General features: G+C 39.4%; 19 protein-coding genes. 2 read left to right on the top strand and 17 right to left on the bottom strand.

Translation table 11 applies throughout. The features are described from left to right. Positions 1-105 precede the first annotated feature (105 nt). The 5 genes from CGC63_RS04945 to CGC63_RS04925 form a co-directional block, all read right to left on the bottom strand. Complete coding sequence (locus tag CGC63_RS04945) at positions 106-747, bottom strand: phosphoribosyltransferase (RefSeq protein ID WP_004223123.1); 642 nt, start codon at positions 745-747, stop codon at positions 106-108. Positions 748-834: 87 nt separating this feature from the next. Continuing rightward, positions 835-1257: a BCCT family transporter gene (locus CGC63_RS04940; RefSeq protein ID WP_004223125.1), complete on the bottom strand. Its 423-nt coding sequence runs from the start codon at positions 1255-1257 to the stop codon at positions 835-837. Then, complete coding sequence (locus CGC63_RS04935) at positions 1254-1379, bottom strand: helix-turn-helix domain-containing protein (RefSeq protein ID WP_004223127.1); 126 nt, start codon at positions 1377-1379, stop codon at positions 1254-1256. The genes CGC63_RS04940 and CGC63_RS04935 overlap by 4 nt, the downstream gene beginning before the upstream one ends. A 22-nt stretch (positions 1380-1401) precedes the next feature. Beyond that, on the bottom strand, positions 1402-1911 hold the full coding sequence (locus CGC63_RS04930) for a GNAT family N-acetyltransferase (RefSeq protein ID WP_004223129.1): 510 nt from the start codon (positions 1909-1911) through the stop codon (positions 1402-1404). After that, positions 1898-2422 (bottom strand): nitroreductase family protein, encoded by a 525-nt coding sequence (locus CGC63_RS04925; RefSeq protein WP_004223132.1) that lies wholly within the window; start codon positions 2420-2422, stop codon positions 1898-1900. The genes CGC63_RS04930 and CGC63_RS04925 overlap by 14 nt, the downstream gene beginning before the upstream one ends. A 176-nt stretch (positions 2423-2598) precedes the next feature. Between CGC63_RS04925 and CGC63_RS04920 the strand changes: the two genes are divergently transcribed. Both CGC63_RS04920 and CGC63_RS04915 read left to right on the top strand, forming a co-directional pair. Next, complete coding sequence (locus CGC63_RS04920) at positions 2599-4527, top strand: immunoglobulin-like domain-containing protein (protein ID WP_154965448.1); 1929 nt, start codon at positions 2599-2601, stop codon at positions 4525-4527. A gap of 30 nt (positions 4528-4557) precedes the next feature. Then, positions 4558-5079, top strand: a complete 522-nt coding sequence (locus tag CGC63_RS04915) for a shikimate kinase (RefSeq protein WP_004223139.1) — start codon at positions 4558-4560, stop codon at positions 5077-5079. Between the two features lie 185 nt (positions 5080-5264). On the opposite strand, the gene CGC63_RS04910 is transcribed toward CGC63_RS04915, so the two are convergent. The 12 genes from CGC63_RS04910 to CGC63_RS04855 all read right to left on the bottom strand — a co-directional run bounded on the left by CGC63_RS04910 (position 5265) and on the right by CGC63_RS04855 (position 17455). Continuing rightward, positions 5265-6104: an anti-sigma factor domain-containing protein gene (locus CGC63_RS04910; protein ID WP_004223141.1), complete on the bottom strand. Its 840-nt coding sequence runs from the start codon at positions 6102-6104 to the stop codon at positions 5265-5267. Beyond that, positions 6094-6762: a sigma factor gene (locus CGC63_RS04905; RefSeq protein ID WP_004223142.1), complete on the bottom strand. Its 669-nt coding sequence runs from the start codon at positions 6760-6762 to the stop codon at positions 6094-6096. The genes CGC63_RS04910 and CGC63_RS04905 overlap by 11 nt, the downstream gene beginning before the upstream one ends. A 36-nt stretch (positions 6763-6798) precedes the next feature. Beyond that, positions 6799-7440 carry a DUF4956 domain-containing protein gene (locus CGC63_RS04900; protein ID WP_004223145.1) on the bottom strand — a complete coding sequence of 214 codons (642 nt, stop codon included), beginning with the start codon at positions 7438-7440 and terminating at the stop codon, positions 6799-6801. A 19-nt stretch (positions 7441-7459) separates the two neighbouring features. Then, positions 7460-8044, bottom strand: a complete 585-nt coding sequence (locus CGC63_RS04895; RefSeq protein ID WP_009246800.1) for an MBL fold metallo-hydrolase — start codon at positions 8042-8044, stop codon at positions 7460-7462. Between the two features lie 15 nt (positions 8045-8059). Continuing rightward, positions 8060-8677 (bottom strand): DUF4956 domain-containing protein, encoded by a 618-nt coding sequence (locus CGC63_RS04890; protein ID WP_004223154.1) that lies wholly within the window; start codon positions 8675-8677, stop codon positions 8060-8062. Positions 8678-8694: 17 nt separating this feature from the next. Next, positions 8695-9411, bottom strand: coding sequence for a polyphosphate polymerase domain-containing protein (locus CGC63_RS04885; RefSeq protein ID WP_004223157.1), 717 nt, complete (start codon positions 9409-9411; stop codon positions 8695-8697). A gap of 126 nt (positions 9412-9537) precedes the next feature. Further along, entirely contained in the window at positions 9538-11364 is a 1827-nt protein-coding gene (locus tag CGC63_RS04880; RefSeq protein WP_004223160.1) for an ABC transporter ATP-binding protein, read from the bottom strand. Further along, positions 11357-13468, bottom strand: coding sequence for an ABC transporter ATP-binding protein (locus tag CGC63_RS04875; protein ID WP_004223164.1), 2112 nt, complete (start codon positions 13466-13468; stop codon positions 11357-11359). The genes CGC63_RS04880 and CGC63_RS04875 overlap by 8 nt, the downstream gene beginning before the upstream one ends. Before the next feature lie 18 nt (positions 13469-13486). Further along, complete coding sequence (locus tag CGC63_RS04870) at positions 13487-13933, bottom strand: MarR family winged helix-turn-helix transcriptional regulator (RefSeq protein ID WP_009246802.1); 447 nt, start codon at positions 13931-13933, stop codon at positions 13487-13489. Positions 13934-14181: 248 nt separating this feature from the next. Next, the gene (locus tag CGC63_RS04865; RefSeq protein WP_004223170.1) at positions 14182-15402 is read right to left on the bottom strand and encodes an aminotransferase class I/II-fold pyridoxal phosphate-dependent enzyme; all 1221 of its coding nucleotides are present in this window, start codon (positions 15400-15402) and stop codon (positions 14182-14184) included. A gap of 57 nt (positions 15403-15459) precedes the next feature. After that, positions 15460-16779, bottom strand: a complete 1320-nt coding sequence (locus tag CGC63_RS04860) for a replication-associated recombination protein A (RefSeq protein ID WP_004223173.1) — start codon at positions 16777-16779, stop codon at positions 15460-15462. Positions 16780-16795: 16 nt separating this feature from the next. Further along, positions 16796-17455: a polysaccharide deacetylase family protein gene (locus tag CGC63_RS04855; protein ID WP_004223176.1), complete on the bottom strand. Its 660-nt coding sequence runs from the start codon at positions 17453-17455 to the stop codon at positions 16796-16798. Positions 17456-17479: the final 24 nt, after the last annotated feature.

Below are 17479 nucleotides of genomic sequence, written 5' to 3'. Positions count from 1 at the left end.
ATTGACTGGGATTTGTAAAACATAAAAGTCACAAAAAAGAGCTGTCACATGAAATATCTTTCAGAAATATTCTGAATTTGTTTCTAATGCGACAGCTCTTTTTGTTTACAATTTAGAATACCCATATCCGTTTACAATGGCGTCAATTTTTTCCTGTTTTTTGCACATCGGACAATTCTGTGCATGATAGGACTCGTAATTGGGAATATCCTGTTTGTGGAAAACTGCGTTAATCTCAATGCCTGCCACTTTATTCACTGCACTGAAAATAGCCGATACTCCTTGAATTTTTCCGCCGTAATACAACACGCTTTCCATGCACTGATGGAGGGTTACTCCTGTGGTAATTGAGCCCATCAAAATAACTACATTTCTATTTCTTATCATGTGCTGAATATTGTCTCGAAACAGGATTTGTCCGTTCTGGTGAAACTCAGGCGTTACAATATAAATAGTTTTATGTGCATTCATAGAAAGCACCCCTGCCTGTGCCAGCTCCTCTGCCAAAAATGCCCCTACAACTTCAAGCCCGTCCAAACAGATAATAGAGTCTACCGGTGTTGTAGCTTCATATCTCTGTGCCAGCACCGCTGCAATTCTGCCGGCTTCCGCACATCTTGTCTTCATGGTCGTCATATCCATATAATGTGTAATATGAGACTGAGAAGTCACAAAATGTCCGGGAATGACTTTAAGCTGAATTTTTTCATCGTTCTTTGCGTACACCTTAAACATCCTTTTTTCCATAAACGTTCCCTCCTTATCGAAGTTTTCTGATAATTATATTTTATCAGCTTTTTAAGAAGAAATAAAGGATATTTTTCTATATATTTTCTATTCTTCTCTTTCATTTAACATTTTTATAACTGACAATATCAATAAAAACATTACGCCTATTAACGGCAGTGCAGCAATTATCGAAACCGACTGAATAGCCTGAAGCCCTCCGATAATCATTAATCCAGCCGAAAGCGCACAAAAAATCAACGCCCAGCAGATACGGTTCCATCTTGCCGGTTCTTCTTTTCTCCCAATAGACTTTGTAGTGGTTTCCGCTAAAACATAGGCACAGGAGTCGATTGTCGTCGCAAGATAAATAAAACATAGCACACAGACTGCTATCATAATGAGTTTTGGCAAAGGAAGTGTCTGTAAAATTGCTGCTACCGCTGCACTTTGCCCTTGACTTTCCAAAATTCCTGCCACATCTAAAATCCCCATTTTCTGAAGATACAGAGAATAACCGCCAAAAATCATAAAGCTTGTGCAGCATCTTTTTCACTGATTTCCGTTACTCCTAAAGGCTGTTTTTCTCGAAAACAATCCAATACTTCTAAAGCCTTTTGTAAGCTTTTTACTTTCACTTCTGCTTCTTTCATAGCAACCTCTCTTTAATAATTTTTATATTTCTATCCAATATCTTCTTGTCAGTCTCTTTTTTCCATCTACCACATTTTCTATTTTGTCCTGCAACACCCCGCCATTTTTCTCAATCACAGCAATAGAACCATAATTGTCGTCTTTACAGGTAAGCAGGATTTTTTTCAAGGGCAAATTCTCCCGAATATAAAAAATTGCCTGCCGAAGCATTTCCGTTCCAATCCCCTGCCCCCATTTATCATACCGCACACCATACCCCACATGTCCGCCCAGTTTTTCTAAATTTTCTGTAAGCTCATGGCGTATACTGATTTCTCCCAAAAATTCCTGTTCGTCTACAAACCAAAGACAGGTAGCAGGAACCCAGCCTTTTGGAAGATTTTCTCCTTTTTCCATATCGTCTGTGTATTTTACAATCTTTTCAAAGGGCATATCAAAAAATTCATATAACCTGATATTATTTTCTTTATATCCTTCTACTTCTCTGTAATAGCTGTCTGCATATTTTTTATCCGGCTTAATAAGTTTCATAATGCACCTTCTCCTTTTCCAGCTCCTCCAAAGTATGTGCCTTGGGATGTTCTTTCAAAATTCCTACGGAGAGAATAGCTTCCAGAACATATTTCTCAGGTACATTTAATAACTTACGGCAATATACCTCTGTACTTTCTCCGTTTTCGGCTTCTCGCAGTCTTCCCTGTATCCAGCAGCTTCCAAGACCGAGGCTGTCTGCCATTAAGTGCATATTGCTCATAACAATGGAGCAGTCCTCCACCCACACATCTGTTTTTTCCGGATTTGCAAATATCAAAATTGCACAGCCTGCATTTTCAAGCATTTTTGCTGCTCCGACTCTGCAATGAGATAATTTTTCAAGCGTTTCTTTCTCTTGTACTACCACAAATTCCCATGGCTTTCTGCTTCTGCCTGATGCCGATAAAAGTCCTGCCTGTAAAATTTTATCCAGCTTTTCTTTTGCGATTTTCTCTCCTGTATAACTTCTTACGCTTCTTCTGTTTTGCATTGTCTCTAATAAATCCATAAACAAATCCCCTTCTTTCCTATCAATCTCTGCTTTTTACAATATTTTACCGCATTACACCTTATATAACAAGAAAACTTTTATAAAAACCTGTTATTTTCTGCAAATTTTAGTTTCCTTTCCTCCCATTTATGGTATAATTTATATACAAATATAAGATGAAAGGAGTTGTTTTTATGAAAGCGAAAAAAATAGCAGCAATCAGCTCTGCAATTATCTTTGGTACGTCAACTGCACTTGCAGGAATGCCTACCACCACATTAGCACAAGAGCAAACTGTAACAGAAGAAACAACTGCAACAACAGATGAAAAAGCCGAAGTTCAGGAGAAACCACAAACTCAAGAGCCGACTACCACTCCTGAAGCTCAAGAAAAGCCGCAAACTCAAGAGCCGACTACTACTCCTGAAGCTCAGGAAAAACCGCAAGCTCAAAAACCCGCAACAACTCCCGAAACTCAGGAAAAACCAACAGGTATTTCTATTGATGAAAAAAATTTTCCTGATGCTGCTTTCCGCAAATATGTAGAAAATAAAATTGACAAGGAAAACAATTCAAAAGGTATTTTAACACAGGCTGAAATCAATAGCATGACCTCTATGATGCTTTCCAGTTTAGACATCTCAGATACAAAGGGAATTGAATACTTTACAGAATTGCAGACTCTCAGCATCTATAATTCTAATTTGTCCTCTTTTTCCTTAAAAGGATTAAAAAAATTAACAAAGCTCTCGATAACGTCTAATAAAAAACTGACTACTCTAAACCTTTCTGATTTACCGAATTTGGAAATTTTGGATTGTTACAGTAATCATCTGTCTTCCATTGATGTTTCCAATTTCAAAAAGCTTCGTGAAATAGACTATCATGGCAATCTCGAACTCACTACTCTTGATTTTAGAGGCTGCAATAGCTTAGAAGTCGGTTACCACTCTGTCAGCCAGGAAACAGTTTATATCTCAGCCGGTATGACAAAATATGTCGGCTGTAACCTTGTATCCTATCATACCGGCAATATGGTTATTGACTTGGATGGATTTTACACAGTAAATCCGGATGGTAGTAAATCCGTAGATTTAAGTAACGTGATTTCTCCTGCTCTCATCAAAGTTTTAGCAAACGAAAATCACGACACCTTTAATAAAGACACAAATATCCTTACCATACCTGCCGGTGATAAACAAACAATTTTACAGGCAGGAAAAGATTATAGCAATAAACCAACCCATTGGACCTTCTATACTGAAATTACTGCTGTAAATGACTGTACTGTAAAATTTGACACTATGGGTGGAAGTATTGTAGAGGATCAAATTATTGCTAATGGTAAAACAGCCACAGAACCGGCTTCTCCTACAAAAGAAGGCTATATTTTCAAAGGCTGGTATCTGGATAAGGAATTTACAAAACTTTATGATTTTGCCGCACCTGTGACAGAGGATGTTACATTATATGCCCTCTGGGAAAAAGAAGCTGCTGCAAATACCCCGCCGACAATTACAGCAAAAGACATAACATTAACAGTTGGCGATAGCTTTAATCCTTTGGACTACGCAACTGCTTCCGACAAAGAAGACGGCGAAATCAAACTTACCAATGACAATGTAATAAAAAATGACGTAAACACTGCAAAAGCAGGTACTTACCATGTCACTTATAAGGTTACGGACAAAAACGGCGCTTCAACAGAAAAAACAATCACCATAACCGTCAATCCAAAACCTGCAAAAATCAATACACCGCCTGTTATCGATGCAAAAGATATCACATTGACGGTCGGCGATAAGTTCAATCCTTTAGACAAAGTAACCGCAACCGATAAAGAAGACGGAAAGCTGAAGCTTACCAAGGATAATGTAATAAAAAATAATGTGGACACATCCAAAGCAGGAACTTATTCTCTTACCTATAAGGTTACAGATAAAGACGGCGCTTCTGTGGAAAAGACCATTAAAGTGACCGTAAAGGAAAAGAAAACCGAGAAAAAAACAGCTCCCAAAACAGCTGATATGGCAAATGTAGGTCTGCTTGGCTCCATGTTTGCCGGTTCTGCGGGTGTCTTGTCCTTATCTCTCGGAAAGAAACGCAGAAGAAACAACAAATAAAAACAACATCACAGAAAGGCTGGATTTTATATGAACTCTTTGCAAAAGCAACATTTAATCTTAATTGGTTTTATGGGAACCGGAAAAAGTACCGTTGCCCGCCAGTTAAGCAGACAATTAGAACTTCCGTTTTTTGAAATGGATGAAATGATTGTTCAAGAACAGGGAATGGAAATTTCCAATATTTTTCAGGAAAAAGGAGAAGCTTACTTTCGTGATTTAGAAACAGCACTTTTAAAAAAGCTTCTCCAAGAAGAAAAAGGAATTCTTTCCTGCGGCGGCGGAATTATACTGCGTGACGAAAATATTCAGGCAATGAAAAAGCACGGCACTGTTATTCTTCTCACGGCAAAACCGGAAACCATTTTAAAAAGAGTGCAGCATAACCAATCCCGCCCTGTTTTAAACGGAAAGAAGAATATCGACGATATCACAAAATTGATGAAAGAAAGAGAAGAACGCTACCACATGACTGCCGATATTCTTATTTCCACAGACGGAAAATCTCTTTCTCAGATTTGTGAAGAAATCGCAGACATGATTACAAAATGATTTTTCATAACTTCATGAAATAAATATTGATACATTTTATGCTCAGTCTTCGCTCGCTTTGAGCTTGTAATCTCAAAGTGTGCTCGACAAATTCGCTAAAAATGTATCAATATTTTTTGTTTCGCAGGAGATTGCGCAACAGCGCAATCTTTTTTAAGTTGTACCTAATGTATCAGCTTTATTTCTTAATCTTCCTCGTCTTCTATTTCCTCTTCCTCCGGTTCTTCTTGTGTGTCCTCCGGTTTCTGATTTTCCTGTTCCGTTATCTCCGGCTCGTCCGGTTCATCTGTTTCCGGTTCTATATCCGTCTCCTCACTGTCCGGTTCGTCTTCCTCCGAAAAGCTTTCGTCTTCTTCATTTTCCGGCTCCTCTGCATCTTCTATATCCGTTTCTGTATCTTCCTCTGCCGGTTTTGGTTCTGCTATAATTTCCTTTCCCGTGATAATATCTGTTTTTTGTTTTTTATCAGGTTCTTGAATTTCTTCTATTTTTCCTTTCATATAAGTTACATTCTCGTTTCCGAAAATTTTCTGTAAAGCTTCTTCAAGTTCTTTTGAAACCTTTTCGTCTTCTTTATACATTGCATAAACAACTGTCAATCTGCCATCCGCATCACGGAGCTCTTCTACGATTTCTTTTAAATCCTGAAGTTTTTGACCTTCTAAATCCTTTAATGCTTTTAAAGACATGGTATCATCGTAAGAATAAGCGTCTTGAATTTTATAATTTTTATCAATTTTCACGCTGACTGATTTTGCACCTTCTAATTCCACCATAGCATATACCTGTTGACTGAATTGCGGCAGCAATAAAGAAGTAATACAAAGAAGGACAGCCGCCGCAATGACTGCTGCTTTTTGCCACTGCAATGTCCACACTTTTTTGTACCTATCTTCTTCCAACACATAAACAGCAGCCCCTACCTTCATTCCCGCTTTCTTTTTTATGCGAATAATCTCCCCATCTTCTGTCATTGCCAATGCGTATCCGCCTTTTATTTCTAAAATAATCACTTTATGATACATTTTTACACCTCGTTCCCCTTATCCAATACAAAAGACTTGGAAATTCCTTTGCAAAAATAATCATTGCGCCAAGAATAAAGCTTTTGCTTCGTTTGATTACCTTCTCTGTAAGCTCTGCCAGAACAGCTACCCTTCGTATGGGAAGTTTTCGTTTTCTGTACGTTTCTTCTACGATTTCTTCATCCTTTCCTGCTTTTTCGGCTGCATCTAAAGCAGTTTCTCTTGTATCCTTATGGCGAGGCGCTTCATCTGCCAATTTTTCAAAGGTCAGCCCAAAGAAAAGAAGCTCCTTTTGATATTTTAAAATTTCCTGTTTCAGATGATTATCCTGCTCCTCTGCCTCTTCTGCCTGAAAATCCTGCCCTGTCTCATAAAGCTCATCCAGAGACACCACCTTTTCGTGCTTCTTTTCTTTTTCCACATAATTCTTTAATCTGCTGACAATTACCAGCTTTGCAAAAGCTAAAAATACACCTTTTTCCGGCTGATATTTTTCTATGGCTTCTGTAAATGCCAAAAGTGCAATTTCAAATTCTTCATCATTTTCAATAGAAATATAACGTCCTGTAAAGCTGCTGACTGTTTTTATCAAAAAAGCCATATACTTTTCAATCAGGTATTCTATATTTTCTATACTGATTTTCTCTTCCTGCCCCATGATAACTCCTTTTCCGTTTTCCTGCCGTATATTTTCTTAACTATTTTGAGCCAGAAGATTAACGCTGTCAATACCTCCCATGCCAAAAATTGCCTCTATGATTTGATTGCCTCTTTCTTCATGAAGCTGTACCTCATAAACAATCTCAAAAGACTCTGCCAGAATATTTTTTGCTCTTATCTTTACACTTTCTGTCTGTTCTTTTACCAACTCCTGCATTTTGTCCAAATCCGTATGACTGCCTCGAATTACCATAAGCATAGCTGCCTGCTTTGCCACTCTTTTCTTTGTTCCAATCATCACACACGCCAGCATCAGAGAACCGGCTGCACCGATAAAATAGCTTTGAGTAGCCGCTGCCAAACCGATTGCCATAGACCAAAAAATAAATCCGATATCTCTGGTGTCTTTAATATTGGTACGAAAACGTACAATGGAAAGTGAGCCCAACATTCCCAGAGATAATGCCAGATTGGATTGTATCAAATCCATCAGCACCGTAGAAATCAGCGCCATTGTCACTAAGGTAACGGCAAATTGGGGCTGATAGCTTTCCTTGGTATTTGCCAATCGATATGCGCCATACAAAATCATTGAAAGGAGCAGCGCTGCCACAAGACTGATTAAAATTGTCATAGGTTCGGGTTTCCGGTTAATCATATTAAAAATTTCTTTCATATCGCCACCTCATTCTTTCTCAATCAAACAAACATTTACTTCTTTTCCATCTAAAATAAAATCGATACCAAGCTGTTTTCCCATAAGCTAAACGCATCACAACGGAATTATTGTTTTCATTTTCATAATTTGTTTTATCGGGAAGCCAGATTTCTCCGATTGCTCCTCCCAAGTCAAGGTTTTCTCCGCCTGCCAGCTCTGTAACCGATACGTCATATTCTTTTGCCAGAGCTTTTGCATCTGTTTTTTTATACGAAGCATCATCTTTCCCTGACAGATAAAGCTTTTTTACCGAATATTCCTGTAACAGCATCTCCAAATTTCCTGCATGGTCCTTGTGTCCGTGGGAGAGAAAAATTCCTTCCAGCTCTTTTACTCCCTTTTTCTGAAGCACTGCCAAAATTTGCTCTCTGTCTTCTTTTTTTCCTGTATCCCATATATAAAAATTTTTATCCGGTGTTTCGATTAAAAAAGCGTCTCCTTTTCCTATTGTAATAAAAGAAATCGTCAAGGTTCCTTCAAATTTTTCTTCTTTTTCTCTACATCCAAACAACAGACAGCTGAAAAATAATATTCCCGCACACAATCCTAATCTATATTTCATAATGTCCTCCTGCTCTTATGCAACCTTTGTTTTCGGCGATAAAATATTTACGCCGTGAATACCTTCCATTTTGCTGATTTTACACAGCAGGTTTTCTTCCTCCTTTTCTTCTACCCGCACCTTATATACCAGCTCAAAGGTATCTGCAAATACATTTTTACTCTGCACAGAGCTGCCCTGCGCCTGTCCTAGCATTTCCTGTACAGGCTCTAAGGTCTGCTTTTCCCCACGTACAATCACCATTCTGGATTTTTTCCGCTCAAAGCTGTGATTAAAAATCAGCAATACCGTCCCCAGCAGCAAGGAGCTGACAAAGGAAACTGCAAATGCGCCTACTGCCGAAGAAATTCCAATGGACAATGCCCAGAAGACAAATCCCAAATCTCTGGGGTCTTTTGTATTGGTTCGAATTCTGCAAATAGATAAAGAACCCAACACGCCTAAGGACAGCATAGGATTGTCCTGAATTAAAGTCAGTAAAATTGTAGAAACAAACGCCAGCATCAAAAGTGCAATATTAAACCGTCTGTTATAGGTCAGTGCATCGTGGCAAAAACGATAGACAAGCATCATCAAACCTCCTGTAAAAAGTGTAAATACAATACTGATTGCCAATTCTATATTTCCATTCATATTTTTCACCCTTTCTGCTAATAATAATATTCTTTTAAAAGCTGCCTTGACGTTCCGAATTTGCTGGGAGGCTTTTTGCTCAAGTCGCATTGTGCCAACACATCCTGTATCTGTTTAAATAAAAATCGGTCATATTTAATTTCTAAAATAGTCTGGTCTTTTGGCATGGCTGATTTGAAATTTAATTTATCACTGTATAAATCATAGCAAAAATCACAATACCTTAAATGATTATCCAATGTAATTCTGGTATTAAAATTCTCGTGGGTGTATGCCCGTCTGTCATACTCAATAAGGGAAACAGGGCGGTACAGCCTGCTTGTCATTAAATCATAGGCGTATTCTGCCACATCACTGTCATAATTTAAAAGCGCTGTAAAATCTCTCTTTAAAAGCCGCTGCGCATCTTCTCTGGATATTACTAAGCTTTCCTTTAATTCTCTCCCAAAGCTCTTCCTTTTCAGTTCAAATTTCGCTGTGGCATCCTCCGTATGGTAAATCCTCACACGAATTCTCTTTTTTTCATCTGCCCCTCTTTTCTTATCTATATAATCCTCATTTGTGATACTGTCAAAATATACGCTGCGTACGGTATAGCCGTCATATCCTCCGTAAGCATCCGGTGTTAAGATATGGTCAAGGGCATCTAATAAAAATAAACGGTCCTGCAATGACAGCAAATATTTTACTTCTTTTCTGGATACAGAAAGTTTTGTCTGCTTTTCCTGACTCATAGAAAAACCTCCTCTCGTCTTTTACTATATAATACAGAGGGCTTTTTTCATTTCGGACCCTTTTTTGCAAAAAAATAGAGAAAAGATAAAAAAACTATCTTTTCTCCATTTTTTACTATATTTTCTTTATATGCTTTCCGCTTTTTCAAACTGACTGTTATACAGATTTGCATAAAATCCGTTCGCTGCCAAAAGGGACTGATGTGTTCCCTGTTCAATAATATCTCCGTCTTTCATAACCAGAATTAAGTCTGCATCACGAATGGTTGATAATCTGTGTGCGATGACAAAGCTGGTTCTGCCTTTCATCAGGTTATCCATAGCTGCCTGAATACGCTCCTCTGTTCTGGTATCTACGGAGGAAGTTGCCTCATCTAAAATCAAGATTTTATTGTCAGCCAAAATCGCTCTTGCAATGGTAAGAAGCTGCTTCTGTCCCTGTGAAATATTGCTGGTTTCTTCATTTAAAACCATCTGATAGCCTCCCGGCTGGGACATAATAAAGTGATGGGCATGCGCTGCCTTTGCCGCTGCAATAACCTCTTCATCCGTGGCATCCAAGCGTCCATAGCGGATATTTTCCATAATTGTTCCGTGGAACAGCCATGTTTCCTGTAATACCATTCCGAATAATTCTCTTAACTGAATGCGGTTAAAATCTTTAATGTTATGACCGTCAATGAGAATTTCACCGGAATTTACATCATAGAAGCGCATTAAAAGTTTAATCATGGTAGTTTTTCCTGCTCCGGTCGGTCCTACAATGGCAACCTTCTGTCCTGCCTTCACATCACCGCTGAAGTCGTGAATAATCAAATGCTCCGGCTGATAGCCAAACGCAACGTGACGGGCTTCTACGTTTCCCTCTATGGTTGTGATATCCACAGGATTTTCCACTGTCTGGTCTTCTTCTTCCTCATCTAAAAATTCAAAGACACGCTCTGCCGCCGCTGCGGATGACTGAAGCATATTAGTAACCTGCGCAATCTGCTGGATTGGCTGGGTAAAATTTCGGATATACTGGAAAAATGCCTGAATATCACCTACCATAACCTTTTCTTTAATTACTAAAAATCCGCCTAAAAGAGCTACCATAACATATCCCAGATTTCCCACAAACTGCATAATCGGCATCATCATTCCTGAGAAAAACTGAGAACGCCATCCTGTGGTATACAGCTTTTCATTGGTTTTCTCAAATTCACGGATAACATCTTCTTCTTTGTTAAATGCTTTGACTACGTTGTGACCGCTGTAAATTTCTTCCACCTGCCCATTGACTTCTCCCAGATATTTCTGCTGCTGCTGGAAATATTTCTGCGAATGTTTCATGACTTTTCCGATAATCATCATGGAAATCGGCAAAATCAGAATTGCCGCCACAGTCATATATACGTTAATGGACAGCATCATAATCAGAACACCAATCAGCATGGTAACAGAGGTAATCAACTGGGTAAAGCTCTGGTTAATACTGGTCTGCAAGGTATCAATATCATTGGTAATACGTGATAAAATTTCTCCGTGTGTTCTGCTCTCAAAGTATTTCAAAGGTATTTTATTGATTTTTACGGAAATGTCTTTTCTCAGATTATAAGTAACCTGATTGGAAATTCCCGTCATAATAAAGCCCTGAATAAAAGAGAAGGCAGAGCTGATTAAATACAAGCCCAATGCAAACAGAAGAATTTCACCGATTTTTCCAAAATCAATGCCTGCCCCTCCGCTTATCTTGGAAACCAGCCCTTCATACAGCTCGGTGGTTGCCTTTCCCAAAACCTTAGGACCTACAATGTTGAAAATCGTACTTCCCACTGCAAATACCATCATCACGACAAGCTGAAGTCTGTAACGCTTCATATAGTTTAACAGCCTTTTCATTGCTGTTTTAAAATCTTTGGCTTTTTCTGCGGACATGTGTCCTCCATGTCCTCTTGGTCTTCCACTACTCATCGGCTAATTCCTCCTCTGATAACTGTGACATGGCAATCTGGCGATATACATCACAGGATTTCAAAAGCTCCTTATGAGTTCCCTGTCCTACCACATGGCCTTCATCCAGAACTAAAATCTTATCTGCATGAAGAATGGTACTAATTCTCTGTGCCACAATCAGTGTAGTGGCATCCTTTGTTTCTTTTTTCAATGCTCTTCGCAGCACCACATCCGTCTTATAATCCAATGCGGAAAAGCTATCATCAAAAATATAAATCTCCGGATTTTTTGCAATGGCTCTTGCAATGGACAATCTCTGCTTCTGTCCACCGGAAACATTGGTTCCGCCCTGTGCAATGGCTGACTGCACACCGTCTTCTTTTTCTTCTATGAAATCCCATGCCTGCGCAATTTCAGCTGCTCTTTGTACTTCTGCTTCTGTGGCAGCTTCTTTTCCGTAACGGATATTGGAGTCAATGGTACCGGAAAACAGCACACCTTTTTGCGGCACATAGCCAATTCGTTCTCTTAATTCATGCAAAGGCATCTGTCGGATATCCACACCGTCTACCAAAATTCTTCCTTCTGTCACATCGAAAAATCTCGGAATAAGATTTACCAGCGTGCTCTTGCCGCTTCCTGTACTTCCGATAAACGCAACCGTTTCTCCTTTTTTTGCAGAAAAACTAATATCCGTAAGAGAATTTCCATCTGCACCGGGATAAGCAAATCCCACATGTTCAAAGACCACTTCCCCTTTTTGTTCTTCTTTCGGCTGCACTGGATTTTCTTCATCTTTAATGCTGACTTCTGTTTCCATAATTTCGTTGATACGTTTTGCCGCTACATTGGCTCTCGGTATCATAATAGACATCATGGTAATCATCAGAAATGCCATAATAATCTGCATTGCATACTGCATAAACGCCATCATATTACCTACCTGCATATTGCCTGCGTCTACGGCATGAGAACCGTTCCACACAATTAAAACGGTAATGGCATTCATCAAAAGCATCATAAACGGCATCATAAATGTCATACATCGGTTTACAAAAAGATTGGTTTTTGTCAGCTTTGCATTGGCATCCTCAAAACGTTCTTCCTCATGCTTTTCTCGACTGAAAGCTCGAATAACCGGCACACCGGTAAGGATTTCTCTTGCTACCAAGTTCAACTCGTCAATTAAATACTGAAGCTTTGTAAATTTCGGCATAACCAGCTTGAAAACAAGGAAAACAAACAGTGTAATCACAACCACTGCCAACGCTAAAATCCATGTCATAGATGCGTCTGTCTGAAACACCTTATATACACCGCCAATTCCTAAAATCGGCGCATACAGAACAATACGAAACAGCATGGTAAATAGCATCTGTACCTGCTGCACATCATTGGTGCTTCTGGTAATTAAAGAAGCAATGGAAAAATGGTTTAATTCCTCTCCTGAAAAAGAAATCACCTTGCGATAAACACTGTTTCTTAAATTTCTTCCCAATGTTGCCGCAACCTGTGAAGACAAGAAGGTAACCATAACGGCTGCTGCCATGGCAAGAAATGCCAGTCCCAGCATCTTTAAGCCACTGAATAAAATATAATTCGTCTGGAGCTTATCCATATCCTGCCCCTGCTGCTTATATTCTTCCTGCACAAAGCTTACGGCTTTTTGTGTAATAATAGAGTCCGGAATTTCTTCAAGCTTTGCTCTGGCATCTCCTAAAAAAGCTTCTCGCTGCTCCTTGGGCATCTGCGCTGCTGCCTGAAGCTCCTCTGCTTTCATGCTTCCTGCAATCAGCTCAGGAATCCCTAGAATACTATTCAGCTCTTCTCTTTCCTCTTTTGTGATTTTCTTTAGCCGGTACTGCTCATCCTCTATTTCATAAGCGTTTAATACCGTATCCTGTTCCTCCTGCTCCATAAACAACAGCAGTGTTTCCAAATTTTTCTGTTCAATGGTTTCCGGCACTCCGTCTTCCACGCCTTTTTGCTGAATTCCTACATTTACAATCTTAGATGTATAATCCGGCAAAGACAAATCGCAAAATGCCTGAACAAATAAAAGAAGGATAATCATTACAATGTAATGCCATCGTTCTTTCATATAATGAAACATTTTTAACATAGTGTCCTCCTTTACTGCCTACATACAACAATGATGCTTATCATCTCCGCCTAAGTTTTTAATCATCTGGTCAAAAAAGCGTTTCATGAGACACATTTCACTCTCTGAAAAACCGGAAAAAACCATCTTTTCATTTTCTTCCACACATTTTCTGGATTTTTCAATCATTTCCTTTCCCTGTGCCGTAAGATAAATACGCACCATTCTCTGGTCATGCTCATCATTTCTTCTCTCAATAATCCCTGCTTTTTCCATACGTTTCATGGAAACTGCCACAGTAGGGGCGCTGATATGCAGTTCTTCTGAGATTTCCTTCTGGCTCATACCATCCCGCTTATCCAATAAAATCAGCAGTGGAATTTGCTTGGGATGGATGCCTGTTTCACTTAAAATCTTAAATGTATTTCTGTAATACAGATGGGTAAGCTGCACAAATTTTCCATGCAAACTGTCATCCTTCTCCATTTTAATTCTTATGCTCCTTTCCTTCATACAGCGAATACAAAGTCCCCGCTATATTATTTAGTTGACTAACTTATATTATGGCAGAAGTTATGAAATATCAAGCAGATTTTTGATATTTTACACTTTTTTTAGAAATAAGTCACATGATATTTATTAGTCAGCTAATTTAATTTCTTATATAACGAAAAAAGAACTGCCACTCGATTATTTCTTCATGTGACAGTTCTGTTTATAACGTTCGTTTTTCTTTATAATTTCTGATGATATCCTGCAAAAAAGTCTCTTAATTTTCCCGTTGCCTTTCTCAATTCCTCCACACTTGGCAGATACACAATCCTGAAATGGTCGGGTCCTCCCCAGTTAAAGCCTTTTCCGTGTGTAATCAGTACCTTCTTTTCTTTTAAAAGGTCTAAGGCAAATTTTTCGTCATCTAAAATATTAAATTTCTTTGTGTCCATTTTCGGGAAAATATAAAATGCCGCTTTCGGTTTTACCGCAGATAATCCCGGAATGTCATTAATCGCATTGTAGATATACTCTCTCTGCTCATAAATTCTGCCTCCCGGCATTAAATATTCATTCACACTCTGATAGCCCCCTAATGCCGTCTGAATAATCGCCTGTCCCGGAACATTGGAACACAGACGCATATTGGAAAGCATGTTTAAGCCTTCAATGTAGCCCTTTGCCTTTTCCTTTGCACCGCTTAACACCATCCAGCCGCAGCGAAAGCCTGCTATCATGTGAGATTTTGAAAGTCCGTTTAAAGTAATACAAAATACATCCGGCGCCAAAGAAGCTATGGAGGTGTGTTCAATTCCGTCAAATACCAATCTGTCATAAATTTCATCAGAGAAAATCATCAGCTCATGCTCTCTCGCAATCTCTACAATCTCCAGCAAAAGCTCTTTTGGATACACTGCTCCCGTAGGATTATTTGGATTTATCAGCACAATCGCCTTTGTTTTATCGGTTATTTTACTCTTAATATCCTCAATGTCGGGATACCACTCGGACTGCTCATCGCAGATATAATGTACCGGTGTTCCTCCTGCTAAAGAAACACAGCCTGTCCAAAGGGGATAATCCGGTGAAGGCACTAAGATTTCATCGCCATTGTCCAAAAGTCCCTGTGTTACCATGTTAATCAGCTCGCTGACGCCATTGCCTGTGTAAATGTCATTGATGGTCACATTTGGAATTTTCTTTATCTGGCAATACTGCATAATCGCTTTTCTCGCAGAAAAAATGCCCTTGGAGTCTGAATAACCTTGTGAGTCCCGAAGTGTATAAATCATATCTAAAATCACTTCTTCCGGGGCTGAGAACCCGAATGGTGCAGGGTTTCCGATGTTCAGCTTTAAAACGTCAATACCGCTTTCCTGCATACGGTTTGCTTCATCTAAAACCGGTCCCCTTACATCATAACATACGTTTTCAAGTTTTGATGATTTCTGAAATGTTCTCATAATTCTGCCTCACTTTGCTTTTTATTGGGTTGATTTTATCACTTTACTTTAAGAAACTCAACTGTTTTCTTTTATTTTTTTGAAATAATCCCTGATATTCTGCTCGTATCCATTCTCTGTGGGATTATAGAATACTCTGCCTTTCAATTCAGAAGGCATGTATTGCTGTTCCACATAATGGTTGGGATAATCATGAGCATACTTGTATCCTGCTCCATGCCCCATTTTGGCAGCGCCCTTATAATGAGAGTCCTGCAAATGCACCGGAACTGTGGTTTTTGTGTTTTTCACTGCCTCCATTGCCTCTGCGATTGCCATGTATGCAGCATTGCTCTTAGGCGCAGAAGCCACATAAGTGACTGCCTGTGCCAGTGGAATTTGTGCCTCCGGCATACCAAGACGCTCTACCGCCTGCGCTGCTGCCACGGCAACCTGTAACGCCTGCGGGTCTGCATTTCCCACATCTTCTGCGGCGCAAATCATAATTCGACGGGCAATAAACTTAATATCTTCTCCTGCATACAGCATTTTTGCCAGATAAAATACGGCAGCATCCGGATCTGAGCCTCTCATACTTTTAATAAAAGCAGAAGTGGTATCGTAATGATTGTCCCCTGTTTTATCGTAACGGACAACTCGCTTTTGAATACATTGAGAAGCTGTTTCCAAATCAATATGTATCTTTCCGTCTTCACTTTTTTGTGTGGTAAGTATCCCAAGCTCAAGAGCGTTTAAGGCTGCCCTTGCATCGCCTCCCGCAATATCAGCCAGAAAGCTTTTCGCATCCTCGTGAAGCACTGCATGATAGCTTCCCATTCCTCTTTCGCAGTCAGAAACCGCCCGCTCTAAAATCTTACAAATATCCTCTTTTTCCAATGGCTTCAATTCAAAAACAATGGAACGGGAAAGGAGCGCACTGTTTACCTCAAAATAGGGATTTTCTGTTGTAGCTCCGATTAAAATCAATGTACCGTCCTCTACAAAGGGCAATAAATAATCCTGCTGCCCTTTGTTAAAACGATGAATTTCATCTACGAAAAGAATGGTTTTCTTTCCGTACATTCCCAAATGCTGCTGGGCTTCTTTTACCACCTCTTCCATATCTTTTTTTCCGGCAACCGTGGCATTAATCTGCTTAAATCTGGCGCTGGTGGTATTTGCAATAACCTTTGCCAAGGTAGTTTTCCCTGTTCCCGGAGGTCCGTAAAAAATAACGCTTCCCAGCTTATCCGCCTTAATGGCTCGGTACAGCAGCTTATCCTTCCCTATAATATGCTCCTGCCCCGCTACCTCCTCTAAAGTAACAGGTCTCATTCTGGATGCCAGAGGGGACTCATTTTCCAGCGTCTGTTCTTTCATATAATCAAATAAATCCATTTCGATATCTTCTCCTCTATTCTAAAAGTAATTCATCTACAGTAACAAATTCATATCCTTTTTCCTGTAAAATATCCACAATACGAAGCGCAGCCTCTACGGAAGACGCATAAATATCGTGCATTAAAATAATATCACCTTCTTCCACATCTTTCACTACCCTTTTTACAGTTTTGTCTACATTTTCTGTTGTCCAGTCCAAAGAGTCCACATTCCATGACACAGGTATCATGGTAATATCAAAATCTAAATTTTTCTTCCATTCCCCAAAAGGCGGACGGACAAAAGATGTGCAAATCCCTGCTGTATCATAGATTTTATTGCAAGTCATTTGTACTTCTTCCTCTGCTTTTTTCTCGGAAATTTCCTTTAAATTCACATGATGATAGGTATGATTTCCAATGAGATGTCCCTCTGCTTTCATTCGCTTTACCACATCTTCTTTCCCCTCTATATTCTGCCCGATAAGGAAAAAAGTCACCTGCACTCCCCTCTCTTTTAACCCGTCTAAAAGCTGCCCTGTATAAACCTCGTGAGGTCCGTCATCAAAGGTCAGGGCAATTTCAGGATGTTCCTCGTCAGAAAGCTCGTTTACTGTCTCTACCGCCTGTTCCATTCCCTGTTTTCCTATCAGAAATACTGCTAAAAAAGCCAAAAGCAATCCTATTTTTTTCATAATTTTACTCCAATTATCATCACT

The organism is Blautia hansenii DSM 20583 (genome assembly GCF_002222595.2).
Classification (GTDB): Bacteria; Bacillota; Clostridia; order Lachnospirales; family Lachnospiraceae; genus Blautia; species Blautia hansenii.
This window is presented reverse-complemented; position numbering and strand designations above follow the sequence as displayed.